Annotated in this window: 18 protein-coding genes and 1 other annotated feature; of the genes, 9 read left to right on the forward strand and 9 right to left on the reverse strand. The window is 51.0% G+C overall.

Annotated elements, in window-relative coordinates; all coding sequences use genetic code 11:
• Positions 1-203: 203 nt before the first annotated feature.
• Positions 204-692: an ATP-independent periplasmic protein-refolding chaperone Spy gene (gene spy, locus EPIR_RS08450; protein WP_023654937.1), complete on the forward strand. Its 489-nt coding sequence runs from the start codon at positions 204-206 to the stop codon at positions 690-692.
• Between the two features lie 108 nt (positions 693-800).
• On the opposite strand, the gene cho is transcribed toward spy, so the two are convergent.
• The 3 genes from cho to EPIR_RS08465 form a co-directional block, all read right to left on the reverse strand.
• Positions 801-1,670 carry an excinuclease Cho gene (gene cho / locus EPIR_RS08455; protein WP_023654938.1) on the reverse strand — a complete coding sequence of 290 codons (870 nt, stop codon included), beginning with the start codon at positions 1,668-1,670 and terminating at the stop codon, positions 801-803.
• Between the two features lie 89 nt (positions 1,671-1,759).
• A complete protein-coding gene (gene nadE / locus EPIR_RS08460) occupies positions 1,760-2,587 on the reverse strand; it encodes an ammonia-dependent NAD(+) synthetase (RefSeq protein ID WP_023654939.1) in 828 nt (275 codons plus the stop codon).
• Between the two features lie 136 nt (positions 2,588-2,723).
• Positions 2,724-3,902: a multidrug effflux MFS transporter gene (locus EPIR_RS08465; RefSeq protein ID WP_023654940.1), complete on the reverse strand. Its 1,179-nt coding sequence runs from the start codon at positions 3,900-3,902 to the stop codon at positions 2,724-2,726.
• Positions 3,903-4,149: 247 nt separating this feature from the next.
• On the opposite strand from EPIR_RS08465, the gene osmE reads away from it, so the two are divergent.
• Complete coding sequence (osmE, locus tag EPIR_RS08470) at positions 4,150-4,485, forward strand: osmotically-inducible lipoprotein OsmE (protein WP_023654941.1); 336 nt, start codon at positions 4,150-4,152, stop codon at positions 4,483-4,485.
• Positions 4,486-4,547: 62 nt separating this feature from the next.
• Here osmE and EPIR_RS08475 read toward each other — a convergent pair whose 3' ends face one another.
• The 4 genes from EPIR_RS08475 to hxpB all read right to left on the reverse strand — a co-directional run bounded on the left by EPIR_RS08475 (position 4,548) and on the right by hxpB (position 8,268).
• Positions 4,548-4,967: a DUF6515 family protein gene (locus EPIR_RS08475; RefSeq protein WP_023654942.1), complete on the reverse strand. Its 420-nt coding sequence runs from the start codon at positions 4,965-4,967 to the stop codon at positions 4,548-4,550.
• A gap of 225 nt (positions 4,968-5,192) precedes the next feature.
• Positions 5,193-6,587, reverse strand: a complete 1,395-nt coding sequence (locus tag EPIR_RS08480; protein ID WP_023654943.1) for an L-cystine transporter — start codon at positions 6,585-6,587, stop codon at positions 5,193-5,195.
• Between the two features lie 167 nt (positions 6,588-6,754).
• Positions 6,755-7,336, reverse strand: a complete 582-nt coding sequence (locus tag EPIR_RS08485) for a metal-dependent hydrolase (protein ID WP_023654944.1) — start codon at positions 7,334-7,336, stop codon at positions 6,755-6,757.
• A 260-nt stretch (positions 7,337-7,596) separates the two neighbouring features.
• Positions 7,597-8,268, reverse strand: a complete 672-nt coding sequence (gene hxpB / locus EPIR_RS08490; protein ID WP_023654945.1) for a hexitol phosphatase HxpB — start codon at positions 8,266-8,268, stop codon at positions 7,597-7,599.
• 166 nt (positions 8,269-8,434) lie between these two features.
• Here hxpB and EPIR_RS08495 point away from each other — a divergent pair, with 166 nt between their 5' ends.
• Positions 8,435-8,974 carry a YniB family protein gene (locus EPIR_RS08495; protein ID WP_023654946.1) on the forward strand — a complete coding sequence of 180 codons (540 nt, stop codon included), beginning with the start codon at positions 8,435-8,437 and terminating at the stop codon, positions 8,972-8,974.
• A 17-nt stretch (positions 8,975-8,991) separates the two neighbouring features.
• On the opposite strand, the gene EPIR_RS08500 is transcribed toward EPIR_RS08495, so the two are convergent.
• Together EPIR_RS08500 and ghoS are read right to left on the reverse strand one after the other, a co-directional pair.
• The gene (locus EPIR_RS08500; RefSeq protein ID WP_023654947.1) at positions 8,992-9,885 is read right to left on the reverse strand and encodes a fructosamine kinase family protein; all 894 of its coding nucleotides are present in this window, start codon (positions 9,883-9,885) and stop codon (positions 8,992-8,994) included.
• A 106-nt stretch (positions 9,886-9,991) separates the two neighbouring features.
• Positions 9,992-10,273, reverse strand: a complete 282-nt coding sequence (ghoS, locus tag EPIR_RS08505; protein WP_023654948.1) for a type V toxin-antitoxin system endoribonuclease antitoxin GhoS — start codon at positions 10,271-10,273, stop codon at positions 9,992-9,994.
• A 413-nt stretch (positions 10,274-10,686) separates the two neighbouring features.
• Here ghoS and EPIR_RS08510 point away from each other — a divergent pair, with 413 nt between their 5' ends.
• The 6 genes from EPIR_RS08510 to pheM all read left to right on the forward strand — a co-directional run bounded on the left by EPIR_RS08510 (position 10,687) and on the right by pheM (position 15,308).
• The gene (locus EPIR_RS08510; protein WP_023654949.1) at positions 10,687-11,442 is read left to right on the forward strand and encodes a DUF481 domain-containing protein; all 756 of its coding nucleotides are present in this window, start codon (positions 10,687-10,689) and stop codon (positions 11,440-11,442) included.
• A gap of 471 nt (positions 11,443-11,913) precedes the next feature.
• Positions 11,914-13,842 (forward strand): threonine--tRNA ligase, encoded by a 1,929-nt coding sequence (gene thrS / locus EPIR_RS08515; protein ID WP_023654951.1) that lies wholly within the window; start codon positions 11,914-11,916, stop codon positions 13,840-13,842.
• A gap of 3 nt (positions 13,843-13,845) precedes the next feature.
• Positions 13,846-14,397 (forward strand): translation initiation factor IF-3, encoded by a 552-nt coding sequence (gene infC / locus EPIR_RS08520; protein ID WP_072066024.1) that lies wholly within the window; start codon positions 13,846-13,848, stop codon positions 14,395-14,397.
• Positions 14,398-14,489: 92 nt separating this feature from the next.
• The gene (rpmI, locus tag EPIR_RS08525; RefSeq protein ID WP_004157374.1) at positions 14,490-14,687 is read left to right on the forward strand and encodes a 50S ribosomal protein L35; all 198 of its coding nucleotides are present in this window, start codon (positions 14,490-14,492) and stop codon (positions 14,685-14,687) included.
• A gap of 75 nt (positions 14,688-14,762) precedes the next feature.
• Positions 14,763-15,119 (forward strand): 50S ribosomal protein L20, encoded by a 357-nt coding sequence (gene rplT / locus EPIR_RS08530; RefSeq protein WP_004157375.1) that lies wholly within the window; start codon positions 14,763-14,765, stop codon positions 15,117-15,119.
• Positions 15,120-15,258: 139 nt separating this feature from the next.
• Positions 15,259-15,383, forward strand: a sequence feature (Phe leader region).
• Positions 15,264-15,308 carry a pheST operon leader peptide PheM gene (pheM, locus tag EPIR_RS18695; RefSeq protein WP_157037525.1) on the forward strand — a complete coding sequence of 15 codons (45 nt, stop codon included), beginning with the start codon at positions 15,264-15,266 and terminating at the stop codon, positions 15,306-15,308. Its footprint overlaps the feature before it by 45 nt.
• Positions 15,384-15,423 lie beyond the last annotated feature (40 nt).

Genomic DNA, 15,423 nt, shown 5'->3' on the forward strand with positions numbered 1-15,423 from the left:
TCGGCTTAACTCCCTGTCCGAACATACTTTTTTGCAATTCCTCACCGAAATCTTCGCATTCTCTTCATCATTGGCTGCACATTGTCTTTTATGCTTTCAAGGCTTTACCCACGCTCTGCGTAGTTGACATTCTGCGTCGTAAACTTGTTTTCGGATCCACGATAAATCAACCGCCATAGCACTGAATAAATAAGGACAATATAATGCGTAAATTAACTTCTTTCGTTGTTGCCGCTACTCTGGCCCTCGGCGCTGCAAATATCGTTCATGCCGCAGCGGATAATTTGACGCCATCGCCATCGGGCGCTGAAAAGACCATGATGCATAAGCCGCCACGTCACGGAGGCCCCCATGAAATGTTTAAAGGGCTGGATCTGACCGATGCGCAGAAGCTGCAAATGCGCAGCATCATGAAAGCCGCGCACAAGGATATGCAGCGTCCTTCTCCGGAAGAGCGCCGTACCCTGCAAAGTATCATTGCTTCCGACACGTTCGACCGGACTAAAGCCGAAGCTGAGGCGACGAAAATATCCGCCAATGGAAAGCAGCGCGCGCTAGCGATGATGGAAACGCAAAATAAAATGTATAACGTGTTGACCGTTGAGCAGAAAAAACAGTTCAACCAGAACTTCGAGAAACGTCTGGCTGAAAAACCGCAGCATCATGATGGAATGCCGCCAGCAGACGACTAACGAGTATTGCATTAAGCGGAAATCGCCGATGTTGTTCACTTGCCTGACTGGCGGTGGGCAGCCTCGGCGTTTTTTTATCTCTCTGCTTTGGCTGCGATAACCCCTCTGCTAAGCCTTGGGCACCAGCATAACCGGCAGTTTGCCTGTCAGCATCGGCTTACAGAGTATTTTGTAGCCATCGCTGTCAAATCCCGGCGTTGTGCTGCACAGCGACTTGGCCTCTTCCAGTTGACTGACCGATCCCAGATATAGCCAGTTGTTGATAATGTGATACTGGGTTTGTCCTGCTCTTTGCTCCAGAACCGCCACCGCATCAGGCCACGGCCAGCATTGTAAACGCACCGCTTCTAACGCCGATACCAGACGCTGCTGGTGCTCATCCTCTGTTTCTTTTCCGCAGCAGGCTCCGGCACAGCGCTTCAGTGCAAAACGAAAGCATGCGCTGCCCGAACGTAGCTTTTCTAAGCCCAGCAGGTGGTAACAAAGTCGTTGTTCATCGGCAATTTTTTGCAAGGTTTCAAGCGCCGCACGGCGATTGGCGTATAAGCCATAAAGACCAGCGGTTGAGGAGAAATCGACGTCTTTGGCATACACCACCTGGGGAGTGCCGGCGGTAATTTGCAGGGAGCAAAGCTGGCGATTTTTACGCAGCCGTTTATTAAACAGTGGCTGCTGTAGCTTGATCATCTGCGCTTCCAGCAGTAGCGCACCCAGTTCTCCCGCAGTAGGAATAAAGCTGATACGGGTTGCCTGGCGCAGCATACGTGCCTCATCGGCGGTACGCAAATGTGACAATACCCGGCTGCGGATGTTGACGCTTTTCCCGATATACAGCGGCATCGTTTCACTCTCACCGTGAAAGACGTATACCCCTGGCAACTTAGGGAGAGCTTCAAGGCAGGGACGCAGCTGCTCGGGATATTGATAAATGGCGGCGGCGTCAAATTCGATGCGCGGACTGACAGGTTTTCTGACCACTACTGACTCCGGTTACTGTTTATCCAAACAGTATAGCAGCAGGCGGCTGACAGGCGGAGCTTTTGTTGTTCGCTCCGCCGTGGGGGAGGTTATTTTTTCCAGAAGTCGTCGAACACGGTGATCGGCGGGCGGCGTTTGTGCTCGGTTTTCAGATACCAGCCTTCAATGGTTTTTGCTGCCGCTGGATCTATACGTTCACCTTGTAAATAGCGGTCAATCATCTCATAGGTTACGCCAAGAGCCACCTCATCCTGTAGGCCGGGGCGGTCGTCTTCCAGGTCAGCGGTGGGGTGTTTTAGCCAGAGATGTTCCGGGCAGCCCAGCGCTTTTAACAGCTGTTTGCCCTGGCCTTTATTCAGCCGGAAAATGGGATTGATATCGCTGCCGCCATCGCCGTACTTGGTGAAAAATCCGGTCACCGCTTCGGCCGCATGGTCGGTTCCTACCACCACACCCGCATTCATTCCGGCAATGCTGTATTGCACTTTCATGCGCTCACGCGCTTTCTCATTGCCGCGAATAAAATCAGACAGCGTAATGCCCGCCTCGCGCAATGCCTGTTCGCTGGCCTGTATTGCCGCTTTGATATTGACCGTCAGAACCCTGTCTGGTTGGATAAAGCCGATCGCATCCTGGCAGTCTTGTTCATCGGCCTGTATGCCGTGCGGCAGACGCACGGCAATAAACTGATAACTGTTGTCCCCGGATTCAACGCGCAGTTCATTCATCGCCATCTGGCAGAGTTTACCTGTCAGCGTAGAGTCCTGCCCGCCGCTGATCCCCAGTACTAACGATTTCAAAAACGGATAGCGCTTCAGGTATGATTTCAGGAAATCCACGCTGAGACGAATTTCTTCATCGGCATTAATAGTGGGTTTGACGCCCAGCGCCTCAATAATGTCCTGTTGCAGAGCCATTTTCCTCTCCTCCGATTCAGCGCCGTCAGGCGGCAGCCGTTTGCGTTTTGTTCATGCAAAGCTAACGCGCATGGCGCGCAACCACAACAATCAATCCATCAATCATGAAAACGAATGCCGATCATTCAACCGTTTTTCACTTTTTAGCCAGCAGTGTGAACATCATAATCGCCATCATATAGCATCCGAACAGTGTGGCGCTCATCGTCAGTACAGATGTTCCGCCAATCCCGGTCAGCGGAACGCTGATGCTGCCCAGGGTAAACATGGTGACGCCAATCACTGCTGAGGCGCTGCCCGCACGATGCCCCTGGCTCTGCATCGCCAGTGAGGAGGCGGTCACTGATATGACCCCGTTACTGGCCACGCTGAAAAACAGAGCGATCAGCACCAGCGGTAACGCTGCCGCCGTCAGCCCCGCCAGCAACAGACTGCCGGAAGAGATAAAGGCCAGTATCAACCCGCCTTTTAAAATGCGATATTCACCCCATAGCGGGCACAGGCGTGCGCTAACCTGAGAAGCAATAATCAGGCCAATGCCGTTAGCGGCAAAGCAGAGGCTGAAGGCCTGCGGCGAAAGCTGATAAATTTGTTGCAGAACAAACGGCGAAGCGCCGATATAAGCAAACATACCGGACATCATAAATCCCTGTGTCAGGCAGAAGCCCATAAATGGACGATGAGTGATAACCTGACCCAGCGTTGCCCACGCGGAGAAAATGCTACCCTTGCTGCGTCGATCTTCGGGCAGGGACTCCTGAAGTTTAACGCGTGCGAGGATCAACAGCAGCAGCGCGAACAGGGCAATGACCATAAACAGCCCACGCCAGTTGAGAAATGCCATCAGCGCACCGCCTACCACCGGCGCTGCGATCGGGGCCAGCCCATTGACCAGCATCAGCAGGGCGAAGAAGCGGGTTAGCTCATGGCCGCTGTACATATCCCGGGCGATAGCCCGCGATAACACCGCGCCACCGGCAGCGGATAATCCCTCAAACAGGCGTGCCAGCAGCAGCTGATGGATATCCTGTGCCAGCGCACAGCCAACAGAGGCCAATAGCAGCAACAGCAGCGACAGTAGCAGGGGACGTATGCGGCCATATTTGTCGCTAAGTGGGCCGAAAAACAGCTGGCCGAACCCCAGTCCGAGCAGCCCGGCGGTGAGGCTAAGTTGTGCTGTTGCCGTCGTCGTTTTCAGGTCGCTTGCCAGCTCTGGCAGCGCGGGAAGATACAGGTCGATGCAAAGCGGGCCTAAAGCCGCCAGTAAACCCAGTGTAACGGCATAGCCCAGGCGTTTGCTGTGTGCAGGTGTCATGGTTCCTCATTGATAAAAGGTGGCAGATCTGGTCAGTCAGCGGGCAGCGTAAAAAATCCCGCTGATGTATGCAGCGGCGATACGTATTAGCGATTCCATTTCTGGACTGGCGACGACAGCGCATTTTACCCGCTGTATTATAGGTAAGACGCCAATAAACTGATAATATTTTGCTGCCATAAAGTTGATTAATCTGACTTTATATTCCAGGCTTACTACCACACTGATCATGACAGAGGTTGAACAAATGCGTAAGTTAACGGGATTAATGGGTGCTGCGGTAACGCTTGCCATGTTGTCTGGCTGTACAGTTTACGATCGTGCGCAAAGCTATGCCACGAAACCGGTGGTACAGGACGTGAAGAAAGGAATGACTCGTCAGCAGGTTCGTGAAATCGCCGGGCCAGCTTCTACCGAAATCACCATGGTCCATGCGCGTGGTACTTGTCAGACTTACGTATTGGGTGAACGTGATGGCAAGCTGCAGACCTATTTCGTCAGCTACTCTGACACAGGCCGCGTGATGAATTACGGTTTCCAGAGTTGCAAAGAGTACGATACAGATCCGCAAGTGAATCAGTAATCACGAGTTAATAAGAAAAATGGTCACGACGGTGACCATTTTTTTTGTCTTGATTCTGACTATCACAATCCGGCAGGTCGTGGTACTTCATAATACTGGCCGTGAATATCTCGGCGATAGAAGTGCCCGCCCTGGACATAAAACCGCTCACCATTGTAATCCAGTCGTCGCATAGTACCCACGCGATCCACCGGTGGGTCAACCACAAGGTAAGTGTTGTCGTATTGCCGCTGATAATAGCTACCGTCAAGGATATAATAAGTTAGCCCGCCTATGATTACGGCGGCTGCGGCGGCAGGCAGAATAAACAGGCGACGCGGGCCGTCGGGTCTCCAGCCATCACCGTGGCGCCAGCCGGGCGGCGGCCTTTCGTCATCACCGTGGTGCCAGCCGTGGGGCGGCTTCCAATCATCGTGGCGTGCCGATGACAGGGCCGGGGCCAATAGCGTTAAGGCAAGAAAGCTAATCATTACCTTTTTCATAGGATTTCTCCTCTCATTTCCCTCTTCAGCATCTGCCTGAGTTCGCGGAAAAACAAGCGGTAACCAACAGCTATTTGCTATCTCTTACTGCACTTAATGTTTCCTGTACGTTATCAATAACGTGGCTTTTTTATCAGAGCAATGGGCAACAACGGAGTAGGGAGAAGTCGTGTTCATGGCGGTTTTAATAAGCGGGTCAGCAGGGCGCTGACCCGCATAGCAGGATTAACGCTGGGCCAGTGTAGCCTCGTTATCGGCGTCGGTATCCATAATTTGTGTATCAGTCTGCTTTAACCATTGGCTGGTCAGGGTTCCCGCAGTGATGGAACCGTTTACGTTAAGTGCGGTACGGCCCATATCAATCAGCGGCTCAATGGAGATCAGTAAGGCCACCAGCGTCACCGGCAGACCCATCGTCGGCAGTACAATCAGTGCGGCAAAGGTTGCGCCGCCGCCAACGCCAGCAACACCTGCTGAACTCAACGTGACGATGGCCACTAATGTTGCGATCCACATTGGGTCAAACGGGTTGATCCCCACTGTGGGCGCGACCATTACTGCCAGCATGGTCGGATAGAGACCGGCACAGCCGTTCTGTCCTATTGTGGCTCCGAATGAGGCGGCAAAGCTGGCGATGGATTCGGGAATTCCCAGACGACGCGTTTGCGCTTCGACACTCAGTGGGATAGTGGCGGCGCTGGAGCGACTGGTGAAGGCAAATGTGATCACCGGCCAAACTTTACGGAAGAAGCGCAGCGGGTTTACACCATTGGCTGAAAGCAGCAGGGCATGTACGGCAAACATGATGGCCATGCCCAGGTAGGATGCCAACACAAAGCTGCCAAGCTTAATGATATCGCTAACATTAGAGGTGGCGACCACTTTAGTCATTAGTGCCAGCACGCCATACGGCGTCAGCTTCATAATTAAACGCACCAGCTTCATCACCCAGGATTGCAGCGTATCGATCGCTTTCAGGACGCGCTGGCCTTTTTCCGCATCATCTTTCAGCAGTTGCAGTGCGGCAACGCCGAGGAACGCGGCAAAAATAACCACGCTAATGATCGACGTTGGGTTAGCGCCGGTCAAGTCGGCAAACGGATTCTTAGGCACAAATGAGAGCAGTAGCTGTGGCGCACTGAGGTCGGCGACTTTGCCTGCGTAGGAACTCTGGATCGCTGCCAGGCGCGCGCTTTCCTGTGCGCCCTGGATCAGGCCTCCGGCATTCAGACCGAACAGCCAGGTGACAAAAACCCCCACCACGGCGGCAATGGCGGTGGTAAAGAGCAGCACACCAATCGTCAGGAAACTGATTTTTCCCAGTGAAGAGGCATTATGCAGACGAGCAACGGCGCTGAGGATTGAGGCAAATACCAGCGGCATCACAATCATCTGCAAAAGTTGAACATAACCGTTACCGACCAGGTTAAACCAGCTGACGGACTGTTTAATGACCGGGTTGTTTTCGCCGTAAATAGTGTGCAGGGCCAGACCAAACAGCACGCCGATCGTTAGACCGAAGAGGACTTTCTTAGAAAGGCTCCAGCCTGATCCTGTCTTCGCCACCAGTAGCAGCAGCGCAACAAATGCGACAAGATTGATGATTAGCGGAAAATTCATTTCCATTTTCTCCCAATGAAACAGGCCCCGCAGGGCCTTTAGAAGACAGTTAATTTCTGTCTCACGGTAAGTCGATCAGTTGCGAAATGGTAGCAGCTGCTGCTATTACCACATTATATCCAAACAGAATGACTTATAACTTTTGGTGCTTAACGCTTTCAGCGGGCTTATTGACGGTGGATCAGCTCAGTAAAGCCGTTTTGTATATGACCAATAGCTTGGGTGGTCCATCCTGATGCACCAAACGGCGGCATAGCGGTTGGAAACCAGATGGCATAACCGACCAGCGCCAGACACAGGGCGCGTTCAAGCTGGTTGCCTTTTTGGCTTCTTAACAGCGGCAGACCAAATCGCCAGCGGCAGGGCCACAACAAAGGGACCCCGGCAGGGGTGAGCATATCTGCGGCAATATGGCTAAGATAGCCCAGCACCATGCCCTGGAAGACGTCGGCGGGCAAAAGCCAGTCAGAAGGTAATTTCATCTGTAGCAGGGCAACACCACCACCTACGGCCAACAGGCTGTGGGTAAAGCCCCTGTGGCCGAAAACCCGCGCAATAGGGTAAGAAAGCCATTTGAGCCGCTGGCCGAGAAATGATCTTGGGTGATCAATATCCGGCAGCAGGCAGGTGAGGAGCGTGGCTGGAACAATATGCCACCAGTCAGCACTGGCCAGTATCGGGGTCAGTTCAGCACGTTTGGCAAAAATTGCGCTGGCTATGGCAAAAATGAGGTGGCCTTCTGCCGTCATGGGAATACCTGGTTACATAACTGTCAATGTATCCAGTATAGGGAATATATACAGTAGAATAAATATGTGACGCTGTAACCAAAGATAAATAGCGGTTAAAAGCGTGGCGTTACTCGGGGAAATGGTCGTTAAGTCAAATCTACGGGCGGCTTCCTCCCCCCGCAGTTGACAGGGTTTTACTCACTATTTTCTGCGTCAAACGTCACGCTGCTGATGTTTTGGATAAGATGTATCAAGTGAACGGGCTGCTACTGATCCACTTAGCGGTTGAGCAGATGTTGAGGCGTGATGTGTTCAAGGGTAGCCAGTTTGACGTCAGCCAACGACCAGCGGGCATCGCTAGCGTGTGCGCTATCCGGCACGACAATAGAGCGCATTCTGGCGGACTTAGTGGCAATCATACCATTAAATGAGTCCTCAAGCGTGACGCAGTTAAGTGGATCAACGCCCAGGCCCATTGCTGCATTATGGTAAACCTGCGGATGCGGCTTGCTGTAAGGAAGAGACTCAGCGGAAACCAACACGTCGAAATTATTGCGCAGGTTGAACATTTCCATCACGCGCTCCAGCATATGAAGTGGCGAAGCCGAAGCGAGACCTATCTTCAACCCTTCATCCTTACACGTCTGCAACGCGTGCTCTACGCCGGGCAACAGCGGGCGGGTTTCCTCAATCAGTTGGAGAACGCGATTGATGATACGCTGCGTGACTTCGGCCTGCGAAGGGCCGTCCCAGGGGAAAGTTTCAAACCACATACGTACGACCTGATCGATGCGTAAGCCTAATGTGTCGGGCATTGCTCCACGCTGACTGAGATCAACATCAAGAGTGGTAAACACCTCAAGTTCGGCCTGGCACCACAGGGGCTCGGAATCAATTAACAGGCCATCCATATCAAATATGGCGGCGGTTACGGGACGGTGATAAGACATTCAGCGACTCCATTTGACAGTTTATGCCACCTTAACATGAAGTTACGATGAAAAAATATTGTTTCGGCACTGTCTGCGACTAATACTGCCAGCTGATGCCATTTTTCGGGCGCATTTGTGAAACTCACTGTAAACTGAAACATCTATCTGATGGACAGGAGAATGCATGACTTATCAACAGGCTGGCAGGATGGCAATAGTGAAACGTATCATGGGATGGATTATTTTCATTCCGGCCCTGATATCTACGCTGGTTTCGCTGATGGGTTTTCTGGAAAAAAGTCGTGAACAGCGCAGCGGGATCAATGCCGTCATGCAGGATTTTGCTCATGTGATGATTGACATGATCCGCTTCAATACCGGTTTTCTTTCCGGGTTCTGGCATCATTCGCCAGTACCTGACTTTAACAACGAAAGTAATCTTCTGTTCTGGGGGATCTACATCCTGATATTTATCGGGCTCGCTATGCAAGCCTCAGGTGCGAGGATGTCGCGTCAGGCGCGTTATCTGCGCGAAGGGATTGAGAACCAAATGATTCTGGAAAATGCACGAGGTGCGGAAGGCCAAAGCCGTGCGCAGCTGGAAGAAAAGATTGTTGTGCCGCGTCACACACTGTTTCTGCAAATCTTCCCGTTATACATCCTTCCGGTGATAGTGGCGGCAGCCGGATACTTCATCCTTAAACTGGCCGGATTTATCGGCTAAAAAAAGGCGACGCGCCCTCATGCCGGGCGCGTGGAGCCTGTTATCTCATCCTCATTGTCCAGTAATACACCCACCGCACGCTGTGCTTCAGCCAGCCACGTACCGCCAAAGACATTGGCTCGATTCAACAAGTAGTAAAGTTGATAAACCGGCTGGCGTTGGTGGAAATCGTCAGGCAAGGGCCATACTGACTGGTAGCCATGGTATACCTGTTCAGATAAGTGCGGTAACCAGGACAGCATCGCCAGATCGCATTCACGATCTCCCCAGTAACAGGCTGGATCGAAAACCCACGGGCCGCTGTCACTCCCGCCGCAGTTAGCGGGCCACAAATCGCCGTGCAGCAAAGAAGGCTGAGGATGGTGCGAACTCAATGCGGTCTGGGAACAATGGACGATTAGCTCCATATCGCCGTACTGAATGCCTTTTTCAGCGGCAAGCTGCAACTGCCAGCCGATGCGCTGTTCAGCAAAAAAGGCTGACCAACGCCGCAGCCAGCTGTTGGGCTGTAGGGATGTGGTAATATTGTTGTCAAAATCGAGGCCGAATTGCGGTTGTTCGCTCCACTGGTGTAGGCTTGCCAGCTGCTGCCCCAGTTGGAAAGCACCGTGCTCATTCAGCGGCCGTAACGGAATATACTCCAGCAGTAAAAAGCTGTTATGACGTGTGCTGCCAACGCCATATACCGTGGGCACACGTACCGTACGGCTACGGGCGAGCAGCTTGAGCTGATCGGCCTCCCAGGCGAACATATCCAGCATGTCGCGTCGATCGGACTTCACAAACACGTCATGCTCGCCATAACGCACATACCACGTAGGATGAACCTCACCGTTCTCCAGCTTGTGGCATTCGGTGATGACGCCCATACCTAACTGCTCACTCAACAGACGACCGACGGCTGACCACATAGGACACTCCTTTTTGCGCTGTGATTAACTATGGTATCGATTAAAGCATAATCAAAATCAGCGACAGCGCACATATGGGGGTTACTTCAGTCAACATTTAACGGTATTAATCGTGAGATAGCTGCCAGATTTCCACATCTACTTCGGGCAAACTTCCCAGTGCCTTATCTCCTAATCCCTGTGCCAGCTGGCGAACTTGTTCTGCAGGCAACGCACTGACAAAACCAAAACGGTTGCTTCCCAACTCGTGCGGCTGGCCCTCTGCGTCATTCAGGGTGGTCGAGAAGCCACCGTTTGTCAGGGTGCTGGCGAGTTCCAGCAGGTCTGATAACCCTTTTTCCACATAATGAAATGTGACCATGTACTTTTTGATGTCATCATTGCTCATAACGAAACTCCTCATAGGAACATGGTGATAAGCGTAGTTGAGAAGGACGGCAAGGGGATAAAGAGGCTGCTGGCTGGCGTAAAAATTTCGTAAGGTCGTACTGCTCACGCCATTCATACTGCGGTTAAGCCCGTGACACCGTTACATTTTGTCACTGGATGTTGGGCGTGGATAATATTTAATCAACCCGAAAGGGATAATTCTTACTCCTGTCCTGGTGTTTTCTTGCTTTATAACCCTTATAATGCGCGCCGTTAATGAAAGAGTCCTTACAAAACGGGCTGTCAGGTTAAATGCTAAGGTATCAGAGCGAAATAACAATTTGTTGCGATTCTTAGCATAAAGGGCATTGATCGTCCTTCAAAACGCTTCACACTCACTTCTTCTAAATTTGTCGTACAGGTCACATTCAAATGAAAGCGCTTAATAAACTCTCTGTAGTATTGCTGCTCTCCGGTGGAGCATTGTGTCAACAAGCTTTGGCAGATACCAATGTCTTCACGGTTATGGATGATCCCTCCACAGCAAAAAAAGATTTCGAAGGCAACGCAGCAGCGGGCTATATGGCTCAGTCTGGTAATACCACCAGTTCTTCAGCCACGGCAAATACCAATCTGACCTGGTATACTCCGAGCTTTGCCTACAGCCTGTGGGGTAACGCCAGCAACACTTCATCAAACGATGAGCGTTCATCAGAAACGTATCAGGTGGGTGGGCGTACTCGTTATAACATGAACAGCGCTGATTACCTGTTCGGTCAGGCGAGCTGGCTGAGTGATCGTTTTAATGGATATGATGGACGTTCTATCCTTGCTGCCGGTTACGGTCGCCAGATATTGAATGGCCCGGTGCATTCACTGCGACTGGAAGCTGGTCCCGGCGTCCGTTATGACGAATACCATCAAGGCGGTCATGAGACACAGGCTCTTGCCTATGGCGCATTGAGCTATCAGTGGCAGCTGACGGACAATACTAAGTTCATTCAGGGCATCTCCGTATTGGGAAGTGACGATACTACGCTGAACTCTGAAACCGGGCTACAGGTAGGCATTAACGACCACTTTGCGTTGAAAATGGCTTACAACGTGACCTGGAACCAAAATCCTCCGGCGTCAGCACCCGACCGTACCGACACAAAAACCACTATTACGCTCTCTTACGCGCTGTAATTTAATCACGGGCCGTTTGCTCCGGCCCGTTTTTTATCTATCTCATCTCATCCGGCTACGGTCACTTTTAAGCTGGCTTAGTCGCTTTCATTTGCTGTCGACATCTCCGTTACGTATGTGCAATCCCACTAAGTGAGAATGAATGCGGCTGCCGTGCGCCGCAGCCCCGGGAATATCCTTTTTTTCAATAGGGGGGATTTCTCTTTATCTGGCGTGGTGCCAATGCTTAGGCATGATGGCTGCATATTTGCGCTTTAAAGACCCGCCCGTGCAATTGATGTCTATGAAGTGTAAGATGAATGTCCTGCGAAAGTGTTAAGCGCACGCTCACTTTCGGACTATGTGTACCAAACAGATTACCAAACGGGCAAATGTGGGCCAGTTTCAAGTAAAACTGTTTGATGTATAAACAAAAACTAATTTTTGTATGTAGCCTTACGTGTGGGTTACCACTGCAACTAAGGATGTTTCATGCCTGTAATTACTCTTCCTGATGGAAGCCAGCGCTCATTTGACCATGCCGTCAGTGTGATGGATATCGCTATGGACATCGGTCCGGGACTGGCAAAAGCCTGTATCGCCGGGCGCGTCAATGGTGAACTGGTTGATGCGGTTGATCCGATCACGGCCGATGCCAGTGTGGAAATCATCACCGCTAAAAATGAAGCCGGACTGGAAATTATCCGTCACTCCTGTGCCCACCTGCTGGGGCACGCGATCAAGCAGCTGTGGCCAGATACGAAAATGGCCATTGGCCCGGTGATTGACAACGGTTTCTACTATGATGTTGATCTCGATCGCACGCTGACCCAGGAAGATATCGAACTGCTGGAAAAACGGATGCACCAGCTGGCAGAGACAAATTATGACGTGATTAAGAAAAATGTCAGCTGGCAGGAAGCACGCGATGCTTTTGCCGCTCGTGGTGAAAACTACAAAATGACGATTCTTGATGAAAACATCAGTCATGACGATCGTCCGGGCCTGTATCATCATCAGGAATATGTCGATATGTGCCGTGGTCCGCACGTACCGAACATGCGCTTCTGTCATCATTTCAAACTGCAAAAAATTTCTGGTGCATATTGGCGTGGCGACAGCAATAACAAGATGCTGCAACGTATCTATGGCACTGCATGGGCCGACAAAAAGCAGCTGGCTGCGTATCTGTTGCGTTTAGAAGAAGCGGCGAAGCGCGATCACCGTAAAATTGGCAAGCAGCTTGACCTGTATCATATGCAGGAAGAGGCGCCGGGCATGGTGTTCTGGCACAATGATGGTTGGACCATTTTCCGTGAACTGGAAGTCTTTGTACGCACCAAGCTGAAAGAGTACGAGTACCAGGAAGTGAAAGGGCCATTTATGATGGACCGCGTGCTGTGGGAAAAAACCGGCCACTGGGAAAACTACAAAGAGGCGATGTTTACTACCTCCTCTGAGAACCGCGAATATTGCATCAAACCGATGAACTGCCCGGGACACGTGCAGATTTTTAATCAGGGTTTAAAATCATACCGCGACCTGCCGTTACGTATGGCTGAATTTGGTAGCTGTCATCGTAACGAACCATCAGGTGCGCTACATGGCCTGATGCGTGTACGTGGCTTCACCCAAGATGATGCTCATATCTTCTGTACTGAAGAGCAGGTGCGCGATGAGGTCAACAGCTGCATTAAGATGGTGTACGACATGTACAGCACCTTTGGCTTTGAAAAGATCGTGGTGAAACTTTCAACACGCCCTGAAAAGCGCATTGGTAGTGATGACCTGTGGGATCGTTCAGAAGCCGACTTGGCCGCTGCGCTAAAAGAGAATGACATTCCATTCGAATATCAGCCTGGTGAAGGCGCGTTTTACGGCCCGAAAATTGAGTTTACCTTACACGACTGTCTCGATCGTGCGTGGCAGTGTGGTACTGTACAGCTGGACTTTTCACTACCGGGCCGCCTGAGCGCGTCCTACATAGGTGAAAGTAATGAGCGCCAGGTGCCGGTGATGATTCACCGAGCCATTCTGGGGTCCATGGAGCGCTTTATCGGAATATTAACCGAAGAGTATGCGGGTTTCTTCCCAACCTGGCTGGCTCCGGTACAAGTTGTGGTGATGAATATCACCGATGGTCAGTCCGAATATGTTGCAGAATTGACCCGAAAACTGCAAAATGCGGGCATTCGCGCAAAAGCGGACTTGAGAAACGAGAAGATTGGCTTTAAAATCCGTGAGCATACCTTACGTCGTGTGCCTTATATGTTGGTCTGTGGTGACAAAGAGGTGGAAGCTGGCAAAGTGGCCGTTCGCACCCGCCGCGGTAAAGACCTGGGCAGCATTGACGTAAATGAAGTGATCGCGAAGCTGCAGGATGAAATCCGCAGTCGCAATCTTCACCAATTGGAGGAATAAAGTATTAAAGGCGGAAAACGAGTTCAACCGGCGCGTCCTAATCGCATAAATAGAGAAATTCGCGCTACTGAGGTTCGTCTGACTGGCGTCGATGGCGAACAGATTGGTATTGTCAGTCTGAATGAAGCTTTGGAAAAAGCTGAAGAAGCAGGTGTTGATCTTGTGGAGATCAGCCCTAACGCCGAACCGCCCGTTTGTCGTATTATGGACTACGGCAAGTTCCTTTACGAAAAAAGCAAATCTTCTAAAGAACAGAAGAAAAAGCAAAAAGTTATCCAGGTTAAGGAAATTAAATTCCGCCCTGGTACCGATGATGGCGACTATCAGGTAAAACTACGCAACCTGATTCGCTTTCTGGAAGAAGGCGATAAAGCCAAAATCACGCTGCGTTTCCGTGGTCGTGAGATGGCGCACCAGCAGATCGGTATGGAAGTGCTTAACCGCGTCCGTAAAGATCTGTGTGAAGATATCGATCTGGCAGTTGTCGAATCCTTCCCTACGAGGATCGAAGGCCGTCAGATGATTATGGTGCTCGCTCCCAAGAAGAGGCAGTAGGCCCTAAAGTCATCGCTCCGCGCACTTCGGTGCGCGGTGCAATGCGCCTTTCTGGTTCATTTTATTAACAATGCGAAGTGGATATTTTTTAAATGCCAAAGATTAAAACTGTACGTGGCGCGGCCAAGCGCTTCAAGAAGACCGCTTCTGGCGGCTTCAAGCGTAAGCACGCTAACCTGCGTCATATTCTGACTAAAAAATCTACTAAGCGTAAACGCCACCTGCGTCCTAAAGGTATGGTGTCTAAAGGCGATCTGGGTCTGGTCATTGCCTGCCTGCCGTACGCATAAGTAACCCTTTTTTAGTCCCGACAAAATTCGTTATGAATGATGAAGGGCAAACAGAATATTAAACAGGAGAGCTAAATGGCTCGTGTAAAACGTGGTGTAGTTGCTCGCGCACGTCACAAGAAAATCTTAAAACAAGCTAAAGGCTATTACGGTGCGCGTTCACGCGTTTACCGCGTTGCCTTCCAGGCTGTTATCAAAGCTGGTCAGTATGCTTACCGTGACCGTCGTCAACGTAAGCGTCAGTTCCGTCAGCTGTGGATTGCGCGTATTAACGCTGCAGCCCGCACTAATGGTATCTCTTACAGCCGTTTCATCAATGGTCTGAAAAAGGCTTCGATCGAAATCGACCGTAAGATTCTGGCTGACATCGCGGTATTCGACAAAGCAGTATTTGCTGCTCTGGTAGAAAAAGCGAAATCAGCACTGGCGTAAGTCAGATTGAAGAGGGGGCCTGGCTCCCTCTTTTTTATATTTTTTGCTTTTATTCATGCAACTTGAGCAAATAATTGACATTTTTATCCGCTGGCTTTCCAATAGGCCGTGCCGATAACGAAACTCCTACCAGGTAATGTAAGCATGAACGCTGTTCTTTTTCGTTTCTTTTTTTACTTTAGCACCTGATTTTCCGGGGGCTTTGCGCATAGAAAAGAAACGAAAAATCGCGCAGAAAGCCTCCCTCGTGGAGGCTTTTTTCGTTTTAGCGCCAATAAAACACAGTGATTACCGGGCGACTATA

Origin of the sequence: Erwinia piriflorinigrans CFBP 5888, assembly GCF_001050515.1 — a bacterium.
GTDB lineage: Bacteria > Pseudomonadota > Gammaproteobacteria > Enterobacterales > Enterobacteriaceae > Erwinia > Erwinia piriflorinigrans.

Bases quoted from the DNA above. Each gene is read 5' to 3' on its own strand.
- spy (WP_023654937.1), top strand. From the start codon at position 204: ATGCGTAAATTAACTTCTTTCGTTGTTGCCGCTACTCTGGCCCTCGGC.
- nadE (WP_023654939.1), bottom strand. From the start codon at position 2,587: ATGGCTCTGCAACAGGACATTATTGAGGCGCTGGGCGTCAAACCCACT.
- EPIR_RS08465 (WP_023654940.1), bottom strand. From the start codon at position 3,902: ATGACACCTGCACACAGCAAACGCCTGGGCTATGCCGTTACACTGGGT.
- osmE (WP_023654941.1), top strand. From the start codon at position 4,150: ATGCGTAAGTTAACGGGATTAATGGGTGCTGCGGTAACGCTTGCCATG.
- EPIR_RS08475 (WP_023654942.1), bottom strand. From the start codon at position 4,967: ATGAAAAAGGTAATGATTAGCTTTCTTGCCTTAACGCTATTGGCCCCG.
- EPIR_RS08480 (WP_023654943.1), bottom strand. From the start codon at position 6,587: ATGAATTTTCCGCTAATCATCAATCTTGTCGCATTTGTTGCGCTGCTG.
- EPIR_RS08485 (WP_023654944.1), bottom strand. From the start codon at position 7,336: ATGACGGCAGAAGGCCACCTCATTTTTGCCATAGCCAGCGCAATTTTT.
- hxpB (WP_023654945.1), bottom strand. From the start codon at position 8,268: ATGTCTTATCACCGTCCCGTAACCGCCGCCATATTTGATATGGATGGC.
- EPIR_RS08495 (WP_023654946.1), top strand. From the start codon at position 8,435: ATGACTTATCAACAGGCTGGCAGGATGGCAATAGTGAAACGTATCATG.
- EPIR_RS08500 (WP_023654947.1), bottom strand. From the start codon at position 9,885: ATGTGGTCAGCCGTCGGTCGTCTGTTGAGTGAGCAGTTAGGTATGGGC.
- ghoS (WP_023654948.1), bottom strand. From the start codon at position 10,273: ATGAGCAATGATGACATCAAAAAGTACATGGTCACATTTCATTATGTG.
- EPIR_RS08510 (WP_023654949.1), top strand. From the start codon at position 10,687: ATGAAAGCGCTTAATAAACTCTCTGTAGTATTGCTGCTCTCCGGTGGA.
- thrS (WP_023654951.1), top strand. From the start codon at position 11,914: ATGCCTGTAATTACTCTTCCTGATGGAAGCCAGCGCTCATTTGACCAT.
- rpmI (WP_004157374.1), top strand. From the start codon at position 14,490: ATGCCAAAGATTAAAACTGTACGTGGCGCGGCCAAGCGCTTCAAGAAG.
- rplT (WP_004157375.1), top strand. From the start codon at position 14,763: ATGGCTCGTGTAAAACGTGGTGTAGTTGCTCGCGCACGTCACAAGAAA.